The sequence below is a fragment of the Frondihabitans sp. Leaf304 genome (assembly GCF_001423105.1).
Classification (GTDB): domain Bacteria; phylum Actinomycetota; class Actinomycetes; order Actinomycetales; family Microbacteriaceae; genus Frondihabitans.
Map to the genome: position 1 here is coordinate 149,847 of NZ_LMNV01000003.1, position 18,423 is coordinate 168,269.

The 18,423-nt window shown below is 67.5% G+C and carries 16 protein-coding genes and 2 tRNA genes; 8 read left to right on the forward strand and 10 right to left on the reverse strand.

Annotated elements, in window-relative coordinates; genetic code table 11:
• Positions 1 to 15: 15 nt before the first annotated feature.
• Genes ASF54_RS11025 through ASF54_RS11035 form a run of 3 tightly spaced genes read left to right on the forward strand, consistent with a single transcriptional unit; the run spans position 16 to position 3,490 of the window.
• The gene (locus tag ASF54_RS11025; RefSeq protein ID WP_055963928.1) at positions 16 to 948 is read left to right on the forward strand and encodes an ABC transporter permease; all 933 of its coding nucleotides are present in this window, start codon (positions 16 to 18) and stop codon (positions 946 to 948) included.
• Complete coding sequence (locus ASF54_RS11030) at positions 945 to 1,808, forward strand: ABC transporter permease (protein ID WP_084816203.1); 864 nt, start codon at positions 945 to 947, stop codon at positions 1,806 to 1,808. Before ASF54_RS11025 ends, ASF54_RS11030 begins: the two co-directional genes overlap by 4 nt.
• A complete protein-coding gene (locus tag ASF54_RS11035; RefSeq protein ID WP_084816204.1) occupies positions 1,805 to 3,490 on the forward strand; it encodes a dipeptide ABC transporter ATP-binding protein in 1,686 nt (561 codons plus the stop codon). Before ASF54_RS11030 ends, ASF54_RS11035 begins: the two co-directional genes overlap by 4 nt.
• A gap of 98 nt (positions 3,491 to 3,588) precedes the next feature.
• Here the strand turns inward: ASF54_RS11035 and proP are convergent, their stop codons facing one another.
• Positions 3,589 to 5,193, reverse strand: coding sequence for a glycine betaine/L-proline transporter ProP (proP, locus tag ASF54_RS11040; RefSeq protein ID WP_326934337.1), 1,605 nt, complete (start codon positions 5,191 to 5,193; stop codon positions 3,589 to 3,591).
• 212 nt (positions 5,194 to 5,405) lie between these two features.
• Between proP and valS the strand changes: the two genes are divergently transcribed.
• A complete protein-coding gene (valS, locus tag ASF54_RS11045) occupies positions 5,406 to 8,054 on the forward strand; it encodes a valine--tRNA ligase (RefSeq protein ID WP_055962754.1) in 2,649 nt (882 codons plus the stop codon).
• The gene (locus ASF54_RS11050; RefSeq protein WP_055962757.1) at positions 8,054 to 8,305 is read left to right on the forward strand and encodes a hypothetical protein; all 252 of its coding nucleotides are present in this window, start codon (positions 8,054 to 8,056) and stop codon (positions 8,303 to 8,305) included. Before valS ends, ASF54_RS11050 begins: the two co-directional genes overlap by 1 nt.
• 15 nt (positions 8,306 to 8,320) lie before the next feature.
• Here the strand turns inward: ASF54_RS11050 and ASF54_RS11055 are convergent, their stop codons facing one another.
• Positions 8,321 to 9,142 carry a methyltransferase domain-containing protein gene (locus ASF54_RS11055; protein ID WP_055962760.1) on the reverse strand — a complete coding sequence of 274 codons (822 nt, stop codon included), beginning with the start codon at positions 9,140 to 9,142 and terminating at the stop codon, positions 8,321 to 8,323.
• 43 nt (positions 9,143 to 9,185) lie between these two features.
• Here ASF54_RS11055 and ASF54_RS11060 point away from each other — a divergent pair, with 43 nt between their 5' ends.
• The gene (locus ASF54_RS11060) at positions 9,186 to 11,255 is read left to right on the forward strand and encodes a M3 family metallopeptidase (RefSeq protein WP_055962762.1); all 2,070 of its coding nucleotides are present in this window, start codon (positions 9,186 to 9,188) and stop codon (positions 11,253 to 11,255) included.
• A gap of 73 nt (positions 11,256 to 11,328) precedes the next feature.
• On the opposite strand, the gene clpX is transcribed toward ASF54_RS11060, so the two are convergent.
• The 5 genes from clpX to ASF54_RS11085 form a co-directional block, all read right to left on the reverse strand.
• Entirely contained in the window at positions 11,329 to 12,606 is a 1,278-nt protein-coding gene (gene clpX, locus ASF54_RS11065; RefSeq protein WP_055962765.1) for an ATP-dependent Clp protease ATP-binding subunit ClpX, read from the reverse strand.
• A 260-nt stretch (positions 12,607 to 12,866) separates the two neighbouring features.
• The gene (locus ASF54_RS11070; RefSeq protein ID WP_055962768.1) at positions 12,867 to 13,535 is read right to left on the reverse strand and encodes an ATP-dependent Clp protease proteolytic subunit; all 669 of its coding nucleotides are present in this window, start codon (positions 13,533 to 13,535) and stop codon (positions 12,867 to 12,869) included.
• A 28-nt stretch (positions 13,536 to 13,563) separates the two neighbouring features.
• Positions 13,564 to 14,151, reverse strand: a complete 588-nt coding sequence (locus ASF54_RS11075) for an ATP-dependent Clp protease proteolytic subunit (RefSeq protein WP_055962771.1) — start codon at positions 14,149 to 14,151, stop codon at positions 13,564 to 13,566.
• A gap of 399 nt (positions 14,152 to 14,550) precedes the next feature.
• The gene (gene tig / locus ASF54_RS11080; RefSeq protein WP_235481037.1) at positions 14,551 to 15,876 is read right to left on the reverse strand and encodes a trigger factor; all 1,326 of its coding nucleotides are present in this window, start codon (positions 15,874 to 15,876) and stop codon (positions 14,551 to 14,553) included.
• A 103-nt stretch (positions 15,877 to 15,979) separates the two neighbouring features.
• Positions 15,980 to 16,052 (reverse strand) — tRNA-Pro (locus ASF54_RS11085).
• Between the two features lie 158 nt (positions 16,053 to 16,210).
• Here ASF54_RS11085 and ASF54_RS11090 point away from each other — a divergent pair.
• Together ASF54_RS11090 and ASF54_RS11095 are read left to right on the forward strand one after the other, a co-directional pair.
• A tRNA-Gly gene (locus tag ASF54_RS11090) sits at positions 16,211 to 16,281 on the forward strand.
• A 105-nt stretch (positions 16,282 to 16,386) separates the two neighbouring features.
• Positions 16,387 to 17,100, forward strand: coding sequence for an SGNH/GDSL hydrolase family protein (locus tag ASF54_RS11095; RefSeq protein WP_055962776.1), 714 nt, complete (start codon positions 16,387 to 16,389; stop codon positions 17,098 to 17,100).
• Here ASF54_RS11095 and ASF54_RS11100 read toward each other — a convergent pair.
• From ASF54_RS11100 to ASF54_RS11110, 3 genes are all read right to left on the reverse strand, one after another.
• On the reverse strand, positions 17,075 to 17,347 hold the full coding sequence (locus tag ASF54_RS11100; protein ID WP_055962779.1) for a hypothetical protein: 273 nt from the start codon (positions 17,345 to 17,347) through the stop codon (positions 17,075 to 17,077). The genes ASF54_RS11095 and ASF54_RS11100 overlap by 26 nt on opposite strands.
• Positions 17,344 to 17,607 carry a ribbon-helix-helix protein, CopG family gene (locus ASF54_RS11105; RefSeq protein WP_055962782.1) on the reverse strand — a complete coding sequence of 88 codons (264 nt, stop codon included), beginning with the start codon at positions 17,605 to 17,607 and terminating at the stop codon, positions 17,344 to 17,346. The genes ASF54_RS11100 and ASF54_RS11105 overlap by 4 nt, the downstream gene beginning before the upstream one ends.
• Before the next feature lie 149 nt (positions 17,608 to 17,756).
• Positions 17,757 to 18,422 (reverse strand): response regulator transcription factor, encoded by a 666-nt coding sequence (locus ASF54_RS11110; protein WP_055962785.1) that lies wholly within the window; start codon positions 18,420 to 18,422, stop codon positions 17,757 to 17,759.
• Position 18,423 lies beyond the last annotated feature (1 nt).

An 18,423-nucleotide genomic window follows, 5' to 3' on the forward strand; every position in this document is an offset into this window, starting at 1 on the left:
CCGAATGGTGCGGCGCTGAACCTCGTGCGCTTCATCGCCGGGCGGGTGCTCGGGGCACTCTTCGTGCTCTGGGCCGTCGCAACGCTGATCTTCTTCGCGATACGGCTCGTGCCGGGAGACCCCGCCGAGGCCATCCTCGGCGGGCCCGGGTCGCAGGCGTCGCAGGAGGCGCTCGACCTGGTCCGGCGCCAGTACGGCCTCGACCAACCACTCCTCGTGCAGTACCTCGATCAGCTCGGCCGCCTCGCGCGAGGCGACCTCGGCACCTCGTACTCGCTCAAGCAGTCGGTGTCGTCGGTGCTCGCCGCGCAGGTGCCCCCGACGCTTCTGCTGGCGTCCCTGTCTCTCGTGGCCGCCTGGATCCTTGCGGTCGGTGTGGCCTGGTGGAGCGCAGGATCCGGGCGGGTCGCCCGAGCGGTCTCGTCCGGTCTCGAGGTGGTCGCCTCGGCCGTTCCGCACTTCCTGCTCGGGAGCGTGCTCATCGTCGTCTTCGCCACCGGTCTCGGCCTGTTGCCTCCCGTGAGCACGGGCACGCCGATCGGCCTGGTGCTGCCGGTCGTGACGCTCGCGGTGCCGGTGGCCGGCTTCCTCGGCCAGGTCACCCGCGACTCGCTGCTCGACGCCGCGGCGGCGCCGTTCGCCCTCACTGCGACGGCTCGGGGCGAGGGGCCGTCCGGGCTGTTCTGGCGCCATCTTCTCCGCCACGCCGCGCTTCCCGGGCTCGCCCTGTCGGGGTGGGCCTTCGGCTCACTCCTGAGCGGCGCCATCGTCGTCGAGTCGCTGTTCGCAAGGCCCGGGCTCGGCCGCACCCTGCTCGACGCCGTGACGCTCCGCGACATCCCGCTCGTCACCGGTGTCGCGCTGGTCTCCGCTCTGGCGTACGTGGTCGTGGTCGCGCTCGGTGACCTGGCCGAGAAGGCCGTCGACCCGCGGGGGCAGAGCGCATGACGATCCTTCCCGAGCTCCCCGTCCTGCCCGCCGCCGCACCCACCCGTGCCGCCGAATGGCGCAGCCGCGTGATGGCCCCCCGCGTCGTCGCCGGAGCCGTCCTCCTCGGCGTTCTCGCTGCCGCTGTCGCCCCCGGCCTCCTGGCCCCCGGCGATCCGCTGGCAGTCCACCCGGTCGACGCCTTCTCGGCTCCCTCGCTCGCCCACCCGTTCGGCACCGACGACTCCGGCCGCGACCTCTACACGCGGGTCGTCCACGGCGCCTCCGCCTCCCTCCTCATCGGTGTCGCTGCGACGCTCATCGGCACTCTCCTCGGTCTCGTGCTCGGAATCGCCGCCGGGGTCGGCACTCGCCTCACCGACGCTGCCGTCTCGCGCGTGCTGGAGGTGCTGTTCGCGCTGCCCGGGCTGCTGCTGGCGCTCGTGATCATCGCCTTCGCGGGCCCCGGACCGATCCCTGCGACCCTCGCGGTCGGACTCGCCACTGCCCCCGGATACGCCCGCATCTTCCGCACCCGCATCCGGGCTGTCCGCTCCTCCGAGATGGTCGAGGCCGCGCGTGTGCTCGGGCGTGGCCCGCTCACCCTGCTGGTGCGGCACGTGTTGCCGAACGCTCTCGCGCCGGTCGTCGTGCTCGCCACCCTCGGCGTCGGCCAGGCCATCGTCTGGGCCTCGTCGCTCAGCTACCTCGGTCTCGGCTCTCCGCCGCCCGCTCCGGAGTGGGGCGCGATGCTCGAGGCTGGTCGCACCTACCTCCAGATCGCCCCGTGGATGACCGTCTTCCCCGGCCTGGCCATCGTCGCCACGGCCGCCGCCACGACGGTCGTCGGCCGCGCCTTCGCCGGGGCGGGTCGCCGATGAGTGGGTCGGTAGCGAGCGGGACGCCTGCGAGCGGGTCGTCTTCCGGCCGGGCGCCAGGCACCGGCGGTCTCCACGTCGAGAATCTCCGTGTCGCGTTCGACGGCGTCGATGCCGTGCGCACCGTCTCCTTCGAGCTGGCACCCGGCGAGTGCGTCGCACTTGTCGGCGAATCAGGATCCGGCAAGACCGTCACTGCCCGCGCGCTCCTCGGCCTGTCCGGCGGCACCGTCACGGCCACCCGCCTCGCTCTCGACGACACCGACCTCACCGGCCTCTCCGAGCGGCAGTGGCGGGGCATCCGCGGCCCTCGCATCGGCCTCGTGCAGCAGGACGCCCTCGTCTCGCTCGACCCACTGCGGCCGATCGGGCGCGAGATCGATGACGCACTTCGACTGCACACGACACTGGGTGCGGCCGAGCGGCGGGAGCGGGCGCTCGAGGTGTTGGCCGAGGTCGGGATGCCGGATCCTGCGATTCGTCGCGCGCAGCGCTCGGGTGAGCTCTCGGGTGGGCTGCGTCAGCGAGCGCTCATCGCCGCGGCGCTCGCACTGCGGCCCGACGTCGTCATCGCCGACGAGCCGACGACGGCGCTCGATGCCGAGGTGCACCGCGTCGTGATCGACCGTCTGGCGCGCCTCCGCGACGAGGGCACGGCCGTGCTGGCGATCAGCCACGACCTCGGCGCGGTGCGACGCCTCGCTGATCGCATCGTCGTGATGCGGGCCGGCGAGGTCGTGGAGCAGGGGCCGACGGCGCAGATCCTCGACGCCCCGGCTCACCCGTACACGCGGGCGCTCGTCGCGGCCGTGCCCGCGGGCAAACCGCGGGGCTCGCGACTCTCGGTCGGCGGCCCGACCGTTCAGAACTCTGGCAGAACCGGCGAAAAACGAGCCGGATCACCCGCAAAACGCCCGAATGACCAGAGTTCTGAACGCGTCCTCGAGGCGCACGGTCTCACCAGACGCTTCGGCACCTTCACCGCCGTCGACGATGTCTCGCTCACCCTCCGCGCCGGCGAGACGCTCGGTCTCGTGGGCGCCTCCGGCTCGGGCAAGACCACCACCGCGCGGCTGCTGCTCGGCCTCGACTCCCCCGATCACGGCTTGGTCGAGCTGCTCGGCGCCCCCTGGAACCCGCTGCCCGAGCGCGAACGCCGACCCCGCCGGGCGCTGCTCGGGGCGATCTACCAGGATGCGCTCTCGTCGTTCGACCCCCGCATGACGGTGGGCCGGATCCTGGTCGATGCTCTGACGAACGGAAAGACGACGAGGATCCGCGCGCACGCCGCTCAAATCGACGCCCTGCTGGCCGAGGTGGGCCTGCCGGCCTCCGTCTCGTCCCGCCTGCCTGCCACGCTCTCCGGCGGGCAACGGCAGCGCGTCGCCATCGCTCGCGCGCTCGCGCCCCGGCCTCGCGTGCTGCTGTGCGACGAACCGGTCTCGTCACTCGACGTGACGGTGCAGGCGCAGGTGCTCGATCTGCTCGACGAGCTGCAGGAACGGCACGGCCTCGCCTATCTCTTCATCTCGCACGACCTCGACGTGGTGCGGCATGTCAGCGACCGGGTCGCCGTGATGAGTGCCGGGCGAATCGTCGAGCAGGGCGAGACCGAGCAGGTCTTCTCGGCGCCGGCGCACTCCTATACGCGCGGCCTGCTCGCCGCCGCATCGTCGGCCGACTGACCGCCGGGCGCACGGCGCACGGCGCACGACGCACGACACCATAAAACGGAGAGCACACCGCCCAACGACGGTGTGCTCTCCGAAAAGCGGTGCCGCGACTAGCTGCGGGGCGACGAGGCCTGGGGCTCGGACTCGGCCTCGGCCTCGGCAGTGGCAGTGGATTCGGCCGGCGGTCGCACGATGTCGATCGGCCCGGACATGGCAAACTCCACGGCCCACTCCGACTTCGACACCTCGCTCGACTCGTCGGCGTAGGCGGCGATGAGCTCTTCGGCCTCCTCCTCGGTCGCGACCGACGGGCCGGATCCGAGCAGGGGCACATTCGCCGATTCCTTGGTGAACCAGACGGCAACAAGGCCGATCACCGCGGCGATCATCAGATAGAACGCCGGGATGTCATTCGCCCAGCTGTAGCCGTTCGAGGTGGCCCAGGCGACGAGCGACTCCGTGACGAGGGGCGTCGTGCCGCCGAACAGCGACACCGACACGTTGAACGCGATAGCCAGAGCGCCGTAGCGAATGATCGTCGGGAACAGCGCCGGCAGCGTCGAGGGCATCGTCGACGTGAACGTGACGAGCACGAGACCGAGGATCAGCAACCCCACGAACACGAGGGGCGTCGACTCGCTCTGCACGAGCTTGAGCGCGGGCCAGGAGAGCACGAGGAACCCGATGCACCCGGCGAACAGCACGGGGCGACGACCGAAGCGGTCGGAGAGCCGTCCACCCATCGAAATGACGGCCATCATCAGCACCATGACGACGATCACGAGGATCAGCCCGTTCTTCGCGTCTCGACCGAGGGTCGACGTGAGGTAGGTCGGCATGTACGACAACAGCATGTAGTCGGTGACGTTGAACACCAGCACGAGGCCGATGCAGACGATCAGCGCCCGCCAGTTCTCGGCGAAGAGACGGATGAAGGGCACCTTGACGTGCTCTCGCTCGGCGGCCTCCTCCTGCTGCTTCTGGAACGCTGGCGTCTCTTCGAGCTTCAGTCGCAGGTAGAGGCCGACCAGCCCGAGGGGGCCAGCGACGAGGAACGGAATCCGCCAGCCCCACGAGAGCAGCGTGTCTTCGGGCATCGCGAACTGCAGCACGGTGACGAGCGACGCACCGAGCACGTAGCCGCCGAGCGTGCCGAACTCGAGCCACGATCCCATGAAGCCGCGACGCTTGTCGGGCGAGTACTCGGCGATGAACGTCGCCGCTCCGCCGTATTCGCCACCCGTCGAGAAGCCCTGTACGAGGCGGGCCAGGAGGAGCAGGAGGGGCGCCCAGACACCGATCGTGTTGAAGTCGGGCAGGAACCCGATGGCGAAGGTTCCGGCCGCCATCATGATCATCGTGACGGCGAGGACCTTCTGGCGTCCGATGCGGTCACCGAGCGGACCGAAGACGGCGCCGCCGATGGGGCGCACGATGAAGGCCGCGGTGAAGGTCGCAAAGGTGAGGATCACGCTGAGCGTCGGGCTGAGCGAGGGGTAGAAGACCTTGGCGAGGGTGGTGGTGAGGTAGGCGAACACGCCGAAGTCGAACCACTCCATGCCGTTGCCGAGAGCTGCGGCCGCGACGGCTCTCTTGAGCTGCGATTCTTCGACGACGGTCACGTCGTCGCTGGTCAGTCTGCGGCGTCCTTGCCGATTCGGGCGGTGTTTCTTGATGGGTGTTGCAGGACGGGCTGACTGATCACTCATACACATTCACTCCAGTTGTCGATGCAAAAACCCCGAAAGCCTACCAGAGGGCAAAATTTAGCTAGAAAAGAATCACATTTCAGTGCTTGAGGACGTAAGGATCCGGGGCTGCCGCGACCGCCTCGGATCCTCGCGTTCCGATCCCGTAAACTCGCCTGCAGAACACGCAAGGCACCTCCCCACCGACACGGTGCCGCCCATATCGAAGGAGTACGTCCATGACTCGTCCCATGCCCGAGAAGCCCGCCCTCGAAGGCCTCGAGAACGTCTGGGGCCCCGCGTGGGAGTCCGACGGAACGTACAAATTCGATCGCAGCTCTGCGACCAAAGAGAACGTCTTCTCGATCGACACGCCTCCGCCCACCGCGTCGGGGTCGCTGCACATCGGCCACGTGTTCAGCTACACGCACACCGACGTCAAGGCGCGCTTCGAGCGCATGCGCGGCAAAAGCGTCTTCTACCCGATGGGCTGGGATGACAACGGGCTGCCGACCGAGCGCCGCGTGCAAAACTTCTACGGCGTCCGCTGCGACCCGTCACTCCCCTACGACGCCGACTTCACGCCGCCGTTCGAGGGCGGCGACAACAAGTCGTCCAAGGCCGCCGACCAGGTGCCTATCTCTCGCCGCAACTTCATCGAGCTCTGCGAGCGCCTGACCGTCGAAGACGAGAAGCAGTTCGAAGACGTCTGGCGCAAGCTCGGTCTCTCGGTCGACTGGACCCAGTCGTACCGCACCATCGCGGGCGAGTCGCAGGCCGTCGCCCAGAAGGCGTTCCTCCGCAACGTCGAACGGGGCGAGGCGTATCAGGCGCAGGCCCCGACGCTGTGGGACGTCACGTTCCGCACCGCCGTCGCCCAGGCCGAGCTCGAAGACAAAGACATGCCCGGCGCGTACCACACGCTCTCGTTCCACGCCCCGGACGGCAGCGACATCCAGATCAAGACCACCCGACCCGAGCTGCTCCCCGCCTGCGTCGCCCTCGTCGCGCACCCCGACGACGAGCGCTACCAGGCCCTCTTCGGCACGACCGTCCGCACTCCCCTCTTCGACGTCGAGGTGCCGGTGCTCGCGCACCACCTGGCTCAGAAAGACAAGGGCTCCGGCATCGCGATGATCTGCACGTTCGGCGACACGACCGACGTCATCTGGTGGCGTGAACTCGACCTGCCGAACCGCTCAGTGCTCGGCTTCGACGGCCGGTTCATCAGCGAGGCACCGTCGGCGATCACGAGCGAGGCGGGTCTCGCCGCCTACGGCGAACTCGCCGGCAAGACCGTCTTCAGCGCCAAAGCCGCTATCGTGTCGCTCCTCCAAGAGTCGGGCGAGCTGACCGGTGAGATCGAGAAGATCACCCACCCCGTCAAGTTCTTCGAGAAGGGCGACAAGCCCCTCGAGATCGTCTCGACCCGCCAGTGGTACATCGTCAACGGCGCCCGCGACGAAGAACTCCGGTCGACGCTGCTGAAGCGCGGCGAAGAGGTCTCGTTCCATCCCGACTTCATGCGCGTCCGCTACGAGAACTGGGTGAAGGGCCTCTCGGGCGACTGGCTGATCTCGCGTCAGCGCTTCTTCGGCGTGCCGATCCCGGTCTGGTACCCGCTCGACTCCGACGGCAACCCCGTCTTCGATCAGCCCATCGTGCCGACCGAGGCGCAGTTGCCCGTTGACCCGTCGTCCGATGCCGCTCCCGGCTACGACGAGTCTCAGCGCGGGGTTCCCGGCGGCTTCCAGGGCGAGGTCGACGTGATGGACACCTGGGCCACCTCGTCGCTCACCCCGCAGCTCGCGGGTAAGTGGGAGACCGACCCCGAGCTCTTCGACCTCGTCTTCCCGTACTCCCTCCGCCCGCAGGGGCAGGACATCATCCGCACCTGGCTGTTCTCCACGATGCTCCGGGCGCAGCTCGAGGGCGACACCGTGCCGTGGAAGAACGCCTCCATCTCGGGCTTCATCGTCGACCCCGACCGCAAGAAGATGTCGAAGTCGAAGGGCAACGTCGTCACCCCGGCCGCGATGCTCGACGACCATGGCTCCGACGCGGTCCGCTACTGGGCCGCCTCGTCGCGCCTCGGCACCGACGCGGCCTTCGATCCGCAGAACCCCAAGCAGATCAAGGTCGGTCGACGTCTGGCGATCAAGGTGCTGAACGCCGCCAAGTTCGTCTACTCGTTTCCCGAGCCCGTCGAAGGCGCGAGCGTCACCGAGCCCCTCGACCTCGACCTCCTGGCGAACTTCGCCCGCGTGATCGAGGCCGCGACCGACGCCCTCGAGAACTACGACCACGCCAAGGCGCTCGAAGGTACCGAGAAGTTCTTCTGGACCTTCTGCGACGACTACCTCGAACTCGTCAAGGAGCGCGCCTACGGCTCTGCCTCTAACGAAGGCGCAGGATCCGACGGCGCCGCCTCGGCAGGCGGCCAGGCTTCCGCGGTGCTCGCGCTCCGCACTACGGTCGACGGCCTGCTGCGGCTTCTCGCTCCCTACCTCCCCTTCGCCACCGAGGAGGTCTGGTCGTGGACGCACGACTCGTCGATCCACACGGCTCCGTGGCCCACGGTCGCCGAGCTCGCGGAGGTCGGCGAGATCGTGGCTCCCACCGGTCTGCTCGAGCTCGTGGGCGAGGCGCTCATCTCCATCCGTCGCGCCAAGACCGATGCCAAGGCGTCGCAGAAGACTCCCGTCACGTCGGCTGTGGTGGTGGCTCCCGCCGATTCGCTCGAGCTGCTCCGCACGGCTGCCGCCGACCTGTCAGCGGTGGGCCGTATCGAGTCGCTCACGTTCGAGGCGGGCGACGCTCTGGCCGTCAGCGACATCGTGCTCGCCGAGCAGCCGGCAGCCCCCGCGGCCCCGGCGACGGGCGCCTGATGCAACTCGGAACGCGCTGGTCGGTCGGGGGCCAGACCCCCGACCGCCTTCCGGCCGCCGTCGTTGCGGCCGTCACTCAGGTCGAGCGCGAGCTCGCCGAGCAGGGTGTTGACGCCGCGACCTGGCGCTGGACACTGACCTGGCTCGAACGCAAGCCGGTCGTCGAGCTCGACGACGGCACCACGATCCGCTACGACGCGGTGGCCGACACGGCGTCCATCCACGAGCCGGTCGACGGCGAAGAGGAATAACCGCTCGTACCGAACCTAGGCGCGCGCGATCAGCTCGCCGTGCGGCATCGCAAAGAAACCGTCGGGGGCATCGCGCCACGCCAACCACGCCTGCGAGATCGCGTGGAGGTCGAGATCGGTGGCGGCCCGCTTCTCGATGGCGTCGGCGTAGAACGCCGATTCGAGTGCCCGCACCGACCAGCTGTCGCCCCACCATGTGCGCTCCTCGTCCGACGAGAAGCACCAGATCGACGCCGACGACACGAGGTCGTTCAGACCCGCCTCGAGAGCCCAGCTCTTCAGGTGCCGACCGGCGTCCGGCTCGCCGCCGTTGCCGCGGTGCACGAGCTGATACACGGTCATCCAGTGGTCGAGACCGGGGTTCTCCGGGGCCCAGATCGTTCCGCGGTAGTCGACGTCGCGGGCCGCGACGATGCCACCGGGCTTGGCGACGCGGCGCATCTCGACGAGTGCGGCCACCGGGTCGGCCACGTGCTGAAGCACCTGGTGCGCGTGCACGATGTCGAAGGTGTCGTCGGCGTAGGGCAGCGAGTAGAGGTCGGCGGTCTCGAACGTGACCGTGTCCATCCCCTTCGACGCGGCCAGCTCCGACGCCTGCTCGACGATGGTGGGCGCAGAGTCGATGCCGATGACGCGACCGGGCGCGAGCCGCTCTGCGAAGTCGACGGTGATGGTGCCGGGCCCCGCGCCGACGTCGAGAAGCGACAGCCCCGGAGCGAGATGCGGAAGCAGGTAGGCGGCCGAGTTCTCGACCGTTCGCCAGCTGTGACTCCGGAGCACGCTCTCGTGGTGGCCGTGCGTGTATTTCGCGTCGGTGGGCTTCTGTTCCGGTGACATGGCCCCACGCTAGCGCGAGAAGACAGCGCAATAGGCTGGCCTGATGACGAACCCGTTCTTTGAACCGAGCACGCTTCCCTACGCACTGCCGCCTTTCGACCGGATCTCCGACGCCGATTACGCCCCCGCGTTCGAGCGAGGTCTCGCCGAGCAGCTGGCCGAGATCGAGGCCATAGCCGAGGATCCGCGGCCGGCCACCTTCGACAACACGGTCATCCCGCTTCAGCGCAGCGGCCAACTCCTCTCCCGGGTGGAGCACGTCTTCTTCAACAAGTCGTCGAGCGATTCGAACGACCTTGCGAGTGCCCTTGAGATGGAGCTCGCTCCCCAGCTCGCCGCCCACTCCGACGCGATCCGTCTCGACCCGCGACTCTTCGCTCGCATCCAGGCGGTGTACGACGATCTGGGCACCAGTGCCACCGCCCACCTGACCCCGGAGGAGGTCTACCTGGTCGAGCGCCTCCACTCCGACTTCAGCCGTGCCGGAGCCGGCCTCGGCGACGACGACAAGCAGCGCCTTCGCGACCTCAACTCCGAACTCTCGACTCTGACCACGCGCTTCGAGAAGAACCTCCTCGCCGACACCAACGAGCTGGCCATCACCGTCGACGACGTCGCTGAGCTCGACGGGCTGTCGAGCGACACGATCGCCTCGCTCGCCGCGGCGGCCACCGAGAGAGGCCTCGAGGGCGGATACCTGATTGCGCTGACCCTGTTCACCGGCCATCCCCTGCTCGCGTCACTCACGAATCGCGACCTCCGCGAGCGCATCATGACCGCCTCTCGATCGCGGGGCAGCCGCGGCGGCGAGCACGACAACCGGCAGGTGCTCCTCGACATCGTCCGGCTTCGTGCCGAGCGGGCCGCGCTCCTCGGGTTCCCGTCGCACGCCGCCTACGTCACGGCGGGCCAGACCGCCGGCTCGCCGGAGGCCGTCCGCGACCTGCTGGGGCGGCTCGCACCCCCGGCGGCGCGAAACGCCCGAGCCGAGCAGGACGATCTCGCGCGGGTGGCCGCGTTGGATCCTGCGTTCCCGGAACGCGCCGAGATCGCCGCGCACGACTGGGCCTACTACACCGAGAAGGTGCGCTCCGAGAAGTACGACTTCGACGCTTCGGCCATGCGACCGTACTTCGAGGCCGACCGGGTGCTGCGCGACGGCGTGTTTTACGCCGCGACGCAGCTGTACGGTCTGCGCTTCGAGGAGCGCCGCGACCTGATGCCCTATCACCCGGAGGCCCGGGTCTTCGAGGTATCTGACGACGACGGCTCCCCCGTCGGCCTCTTCGTGCTCGACCTCTACACGCGCGACTCGAAGCGCGGCGGGGCCTGGATGAACCCGCTCGTGTCGGAGTCGGCGCTGCTCGGCCACCTGCCGGTCGTCGTCAACAACCTCAACGTCGCTAAGCCGCCGGCCGGGTCGCCGACGCTGCTGACGCTCGACGAGGTGACGACGATGTTCCACGAATTCGGGCACGCCCTGCACGGGCTCGTCGCTCGGGTGACCTACCCGTACTTCTCGGGCACCAACGTCTTCCGCGACTTCGTCGAGTTCCCGAGCCAGGTCAACGAGATGTGGCTGCTCTGGCCGGAGGTGCTCGGACACTACGCGTTCCACTTCGAGACGGGTGAGCCCATGCCCGCCGAGCTCGTCGATCGGCTCACCGCCTCCGAAGGGTTCAATCAGGGCTTCGAGACGAGCGAGTACCTCGCGGCGACGCTCCTCGACCAGGCCTGGCATGCGCTGACCGTCGACGAGGCCGCGGGCCTCACGAGCGTCGATGACGTGGCGGTCTTCGAGGCGTCTGCCCTGGCAGCCGTCGGCCTCGACAACCCGGCCGTGCCCACCCGGTACTCGAGCACCTACTTCGCGCACACCTTCTCGGGTGGCTACGACGCCGGCTACTACTCGTACATTTGGAGCGAGGTGCTCGACGCCGACACCGTCGAGTGGTTCGCCGAGAACGGCGGGCTGACCCGGGCGAACGGCGATCGCTTCCGGTCGCGACTGCTGAGCGTGGGCGGATCGAAGGATCCCCTGGCGGCCTACCGCGACTTCCGCGGACGAGACGCCGCCGTCGAGCCCCTCCTCGTGCGCCGCCGTCTGCAGTAGCGCCGTCTCGACGACGGAGGCCCCCGCACCCTCTCGGGTGCGGGGGCCTCCGTTACCGGCGGGCCTCTGCGGTCTAGGCGCTCTTCTCGGCGCGCTCGATCACCCGCGGAACGATGGTCGGCGCGGCGTTCTCGAGCACGGACGCCTTAGTGACGACGACCCCGCCCACGTTGTCGTCGGACGGCACATCGAACATGATCGGCCCGAGCACTTCTTCCATGATCGCGCGGAGACCGCGAGCACCGGTCTGACGGACCACCGCGAGGTCGGCAATGGCCTCGAGGGCCTCTGGCTCGAAGTCGAGCTCGACGCCGTCGATCTCGAACATGCGCTGATACTGGCGGACAAGGGCGTTTTTCGGCTTGGTCAGGATCTCCATCAGAGCCTCCTGGTCGAGCTGCGACACCGTCGTGACGACAGGAAGGCGACCGATGAACTCGGGGATCAGGCCGAACTTGTGCAGGTCTTCGGGGAGCACCTCGCTGAAGAGGTTGACGTCGTTGCCCTTCTCATACAGAGGGGCGCCGAAGCCGATGCCGCGCTTGCCTGCTCGCGACGAGATGATCTCTTCGAGACCGGCGAAGGCGCCGGCCACAATGAAGAGGACGTTCGTCGTGTCGATCTGGATGAACTCCTGGTGGGGGTGCTTTCGCCCACCCTGGGGCGGCACTGACGCGACAGTGCCCTCAAGGATCTTGAGGAGCGCCTGCTGCACGCCCTCCCCCGAGACATCGCGCGTGATCGACGGGTTTTCGGCCTTGCGGGCGATCTTGTCGACCTCGTCGATGTAGATGATGCCGGTCTCGGCCCGCTTGACGTCGTAGTCGGCGGCCTGGATCAGCTTGAGCAGAATGTTCTCGACGTCTTCACCGACGTAACCCGCCTCAGTCAGGGCCGTGGCATCGGCGACAGCGAACGGGACGTTGAGTCGTTTTGCCAGGGTCTGAGCGAGATAGGTCTTGCCGCACCCGGTCGGGCCGATCAGCAGAATGTTCGACTTGGCGATCTCGATGTCGTCGCCCAGGGAGTCGGCCGACGTGAGCGTGTTCATCGACCGGATGCGCTTGTAGTGGTTGTAGACGGCGACCGAGAGAGCCCGCTTGGCCGGCGTCTGCCCGATCACATACTCTTCGAGGAAGTCGTAGATCTCGCGCGGCTTCGGCAGGTCGAACTCGCTCGAGGGCTCTTCGCCCGCTTCGGCGAGGCGCTCCTCGATGATCTCGTTGCACAGCTCGACGCACTCGTCGCAGATGTAGACCCCCGGGCCCGCGATGAGCTGCTGAACCTGCTTCTGGCTCTTGCCGCAGAACGAGCACTTGAGCAGGTCGGCACTTTCACCAATGCGTGCCATGCTCGGCCTCCCTAACACTTCTGTGGCCATAAAGGCCTCGAGTGACCTGACGGTCTTCGTTGAACGAGCCTAACCCGAACCCCCGACACCCGCGTGACCACGACGCCGGAATCGCCGGAGCGGGCGACCATCTCTAATTCGGCACCGGGGTCGTAAACGCTTGGACCAGGATCCTGCGCTTCGCCGCTCGCTCCCCGCCGGTACAGCGAAGGCCCCGGGCCGCACGGGCCCGGGGCCTCCGGTGGTGATTCTGGCCCGCGCTACTTGGTGAGCGCGAGGTTCTTGCGCGAGGTGAGCACCTGGTCGATCAGACCGTACTCGAGAGCCTCGGGGGCGCCCAGGATATTGTCGCGCTCGATGTCGCGGTTGACCTGCTCGGGCGTCTTGTTGGAGTGCTTCGACAGCGTCTCTTCGAGCCAGGTGCGCATACGGAGCACCTCAGCTGCCTGGATCTCGATGTCGGACGCCTGGCCGCCACCCGAACCGCCGGTGGCGGGCTGGTGGATGAGGACGCGGGCGTTCGGCAGGGCGAGACGCTTGCCGGGGGTTCCGGCAGCGAGCAGCACGGCCGCAGCCGAAGCCGCCTGACCGAGGCAGACCGTCTGGATGTCAGGACGGATGTACTGCATCGTGTCGTAGATGGCCGTCATGGCCGTGAACGAGCCACCGGGCGAGTTGATGTACAGCGTGATGTCGCGGTCGGGGTCCATCGACTCGAGCACGAGCAACTGAGCCATGACGTCGTCGGCCGACGCGTCGTCGACCTGCACGCCGAGAAAGACGATGCGGTCTTCGAAGAGCTTGGCGTAGGGGTCTTGACGCTTGTAGCCGTAGGCCGTGCGCTCCTCGAAGCTGGGCAGGACGTAGCGCGAGCTCGGGGTCTCAGCGCGCTCGAACCGGCCCGCTCCACCCATCATTGGCAGTTCCATGTCTGTTCCTTACTGGTGTGAGGGGGAGTTATTCCTGATCGGTTCCGGCGCCGCCGATGACGTCGGAGGCCGAGGAACGGATGTGGTCGACGAAGCCGTACTCGAGGGCCTCCTGCGCGGTGAACCAGCGGTCGCGGTCGCCGTCTTCGTTGACCTGCTCGACCGTCTTGCCGGTCTGGGCAGCCGTGATCTCGGCGAGGCGCTGCTTCATCGAGAGGATGAGCTGAGCCTGCGTCTGGATGTCGGACGAGGTTCCCCCGAAACCGCCGTGCGGCTGGTGGAGGAGCACGCGGGCGTTGGGCGTGATGTAGCGCTTGCCCTTGGTGCCGGCCGTGAGCAGCAGCTGCCCCATCGACGCGGCCATGCCGATGCCGACGGTGACGATGTCGTTCGGCACGAACTCCATGGCGTCGTAGATCGCCATGCCGGCAGTGATCGACCCGCCGGGCGAGTTGATGTACAGGTAGATGTCTTTTTCGCTGTCTTCGGCCGCGAGCAGGAGAAGCTTGGCAGCGATCTCGTTGGCGTTGTCGTCACGCACCTCCGAGCCGAGCCAGATGATGCGGTCTTTGAGAAGTCGGTCAAAAACACTGTTGGGCAGTGTTACGTCGGCCATGTGGTGCTCCCATTCAGTTGTCGCTTGCATACGAACTTAGGGGGTGTAACGCGCGGTTTCCGGGGTGTTCGCCCACGGCTGTATTGATTGCGCGGATTCCCGTCGCGGTGCCGGACCTCGACAAGCTCGGTCGCCCGGCACTGCGACGGAAATCCGCGCCTATCTCTTGCGTGGTTCCCCGGCGGGGGCTCTCCCGAATTTGAAGAAGAAACGTGCCGCCGGGAACGAAGACATCAGGATCCGACGGGGTCGGGTTCGAGAATTTCCTTCAAATTCGGGGCGGGGCGGGGCGGGCGGGGCGGGCGGGGCGGGGCCGGGCCGGGCGGGTCGGGGCGTCCGAGAAACGCGAAGAGGGCAGGATCCTCAGGATCCTGCCCTCTTCGGGAACTTCTCTAGCGACTACGCGTGGTCGTGACCCTCGTGGTCGTCCGCGTCGCTTCCGACACCGGAGGCGGCGGTGAAGGCCGACAGGTCGACGTCGGCGCCCTTGTCGTCTTTCACGGTGGCCTTGGAGAGGACCACTGCAAGGGCCTTGGACCGAGCGACCTCGCCGACCATGGCCGGGATCTGGCCGTTCTCGTCGAGCACCTTGATGAACTCGCCGGGCTCCATGCCGTACTGCGCAGCACCCTGGATGAGGTACTGGGTCAGTTCGTCCTGCTCGACCTTGACCTCTTCTTTCTCGGCGATGGCGTCGAGAAGGATCTGGTTGCGGAAGGCGGTCTCGGAGGAATCCTTGACCTCGGCGCGGTGCTCGTCGTCTTCCAGGCGGTTCTCCTGCTCGAGGTGACGGTGCACCTCGTCTTCGACGAGCTTCTCGGGCACGGGGATCTCGACGAGCTCGAGCAGCTTCTCGACGAGCTGGTCGCGAGCCTGTCCGCCCTGGCCGACCGCCTTGGAGCGGCCGAGCTGCTCCTTGAGGTCGCCCTTGAGCTCATCGATGGTGTCGAACTGGCTGGCGATCTGGGCGAAGTCGTCGTCGGCCTCGGGGAGCTCGCGCTCCTTGACGGCGGTCAGCGTGACCTCGATGAGAGCGGTCTCGCCCTCGCGGTCGCCACCGAGCAGCTTCGACTCGAAGGTGGTGGTCTCGCCCGCGGTCAGCGAGTCGAGCGCCTCGTCGATGCCCTCGATGAGGTCGCCGGAGCCGATCTCGTAGGAGATGCCCTTGGCATTGTCGACCTCGACGCCGTCGATGGTCGCAATCAGGTCGATCTGACCGAAGTCGCCCTTGGCGGCGGGACGATCGACGGTGATGAGGGTGCCGAAGCGCGTGCGGAGGTTTGCGAGCTCTTCGTCGACCTCGTCGTCGCTGATCTCGACCGAGTCGACGGTCAGCTCGAGGCCCTCGTAGGCGGGCAGCTCGAACTCAGGGCGGACGTCGACCTCGATAGCGAGAAGGAGGTCACCGGAGAAGTCTTTGGTGCTGGGCCATCCGACGACGTCGGCCTCGGGGCGACCGAGCGGGCGGATCGAGCTCTCTTCGACCGCGGCACGGTAGAAGGTGTCCATGCTCTCGTTGACGGCGTGGTTCAGAACCTCTTCACGGCCGACGCGCTGGTCGATGATGGGCGGCGGAACCTTGCCCTTGCGGAAGCCGGGAATCGAGACGCTCTCGGCGATGTGGCCGTAAGCGTGCGTGATTCCCGGCTTGAGGTCGTCGGGGCTCACCGCGATGTTGAGCTTGACGCGGGTGGGGCTGAGCTGCTCAACCGTGGTCTTGACCAATGTCGTACTTCTCCTGTGTCGGTGTTCTGCGGTGCTTCTGGCGGCGCGCATGTGACGCCGCGCTTCTGACGAGCTTGTCTAGTGCATGGATCTTGCTACTGCGTCGGGGCGACAGGACTCGAACCTGCGATCTTCCGCCCCCAAAACGGACGCGCTAGCCACTACGCTACGCCCCGGTATTCCTGTATCGCTTTGGGCCTTCCCTCTGATCCCCGTTGAGGTCGGGGCGAAAAGAACCTCGTGAAGTCTAGCCCGTTGCCAGGCACCGAAACTGAGCGGGTCGAAGAATGCCCTATGCTTGACCACGCACGACAGGTCAACGGCCTGTTTTTGCGGGGATGTAGCTTAGTGGTAAAGCCTCAGTCTTCCAAACTGATGATGCGGGTTCGATTCCCGTCATCCCCTCCGTAGATAGGCCACCCGGCGGTGTCCTCGCCCGACTCTTTCGCGTCGCTGTGACCCCCCTGTCAGGCGTCGCGACGGCCTCGAGAGAACCGCCATAATATTCTGGTGCGCGCGGTGACTCGGATCCTTGTCGGCGGTCTTCTGACTGCGACGATCGTCGTGCTCGCGGGCTGTGCCACGCTTCCCCACTCTGAGCCAAACGCCGGGGGCTTTTCGACCGTCGCACCGATGGCGACCGGTGCTCCCGTGCCCGAGGGCTCGACTCCCGGCGTGCGTGTCGCGATCGTCGGCGATTCTCTGACCGCCGGCGGAGGCCGCAGCTTGTCGGAGGGCCTCACCCCCAACACCTGGATCACCTACGCCAAGGGCAACGGGGTCGACTACGTGGGCGGCTGGGCCGTCGGCGGCACCACGATCCAGCAGATGGCCGCGGCGGTGAAGCCCATCGCCAAGGTGGATGTGCTCGTGCTAATGGCCGGCACCAACGACGTGCGTCACAAGATCTCGTTCGAAGACTCGAGGGCGAGCTACGAGAAGGTCATCGCGACCCTGCACCCGAAGCACGTGATCATCGGGGCGATTCCGCCCAATAATCGCCACCCTCGCCAGGCCGCCCTGTATGAGAAGCATCTCCACGCCTACGCGCTGGCCGCGGGCTACGACTTCGTCGATCCGTGGGGGTTCGCGCGCGACGGCGACGTCTACGCACCCGGCACCTCGCTCGACGGCACTCACCCGACCACGGCCGGATACCGCCTCGTCGGCCTCGCCTACCGCGATGCGATCGTGCGCGTCATGGCGACCCCGAAGGTCGGCTGAGCACCTTCCACGGGAGAAGGTCGACCATAGCTGGGCGCGCCTTCATGGCGTGAATGATCAATTCGTTGCCGCTGTCGAAGACAAGTACGACGGTCTCAAGCAGACGACCATGGGTATCGAATCCCAGTCGCAGTTGCCGCGCGGGGCTGTCGTCGTCCACTTCGTCGATCCAGGTAGCCCACGTCGCCGCCTGAATGGCATCCTCCGGCAGGACTCCACGCTTCAAGGCGGATTCGTGAACCTTCACGCAGCCGAAACCGAGAGAGCTTGGCGGATGACCTCCGAACGAGTCTTGCCTTCTAGCTTCGCGCGAGCGTCGATGGCGGCCAACTCGTCAAGGGTGAGCCGCAGAGCCACGACCTGCGACGGCTGAGCACCACGGCCGGGTCGACCTCGACCACGTCTTGTGAGGGTCTCGACGTCATACCCCGCCTCGGCCTCCGCAGCCCACGCGGCGATCTGTTCTTCGGTGACGGGAACCCCGTCGATCGACTCGTCTTTACGCATGTTTTTAACGTAATACGAAATAGCTGTTCTGTCGATGGGAGCTCGCGAGGTGACGCGAATGGGCCGAGGTGCCAGCGCCGCGGCGCGCGCGGTTGGCCGACTCACGCGAGGTCACGAGCCGAGGTCACGAACTCGGGCAGAAATGCCGCTCAGCTCTGCAAGAACGCCAGCACGGCCAGCACTCGCCGGTGATCGGTACCCGAGTCGTCGAGGCCGAGCTTCTGGAAGATCGCGGTCACGTTCTTCTCCACGGCACCCGTGCCGATGAACAGCGCCGCCGAGATGGCCGAATTGGTGCGCCCCTCTGCCATCAGCGCGAGCACCTCCCGCTCGCGCGGCGTCAGAGCCGCAAGAGGATCGCTGCGCCGACCGAGCAGCGCTCCGACCACTTCGGGGTCGAGCACCGTCGCGCCGTCCGAGATCCGATCGAGCGCCGACCCCAGCTCGTCGATCGAGGTCACCCGGTCTTTCAGGAGGTAGCCGACCCCGTCGGATCCTGCGCTCAGTAATTCTCGGGCGTACGCCACCTCGACGTACTGCGACAGCAGCAGGATGCCCGTCGACGGGGTGCGCCGCCGCAGCTCGATCGCCGCCCGCACGCCCTCATCGCGATGGGTGGGCGGCATGCGCACGTCGAGAACCGCCAGATCCGGGCGCGCACGATCGAGATCGGCGAGCAGCGCCTCGGCATCGCCGTACGAGCCGACCACCTCCGTGCCCAGCTCGTCGAGCAGGCGCACGAGCCCCTCCCGCAGCAGCACGGAGTCGTCGGCCACGACGACCCGGCGGCGAGGTGTCTCGGATCCGGTGGTCACT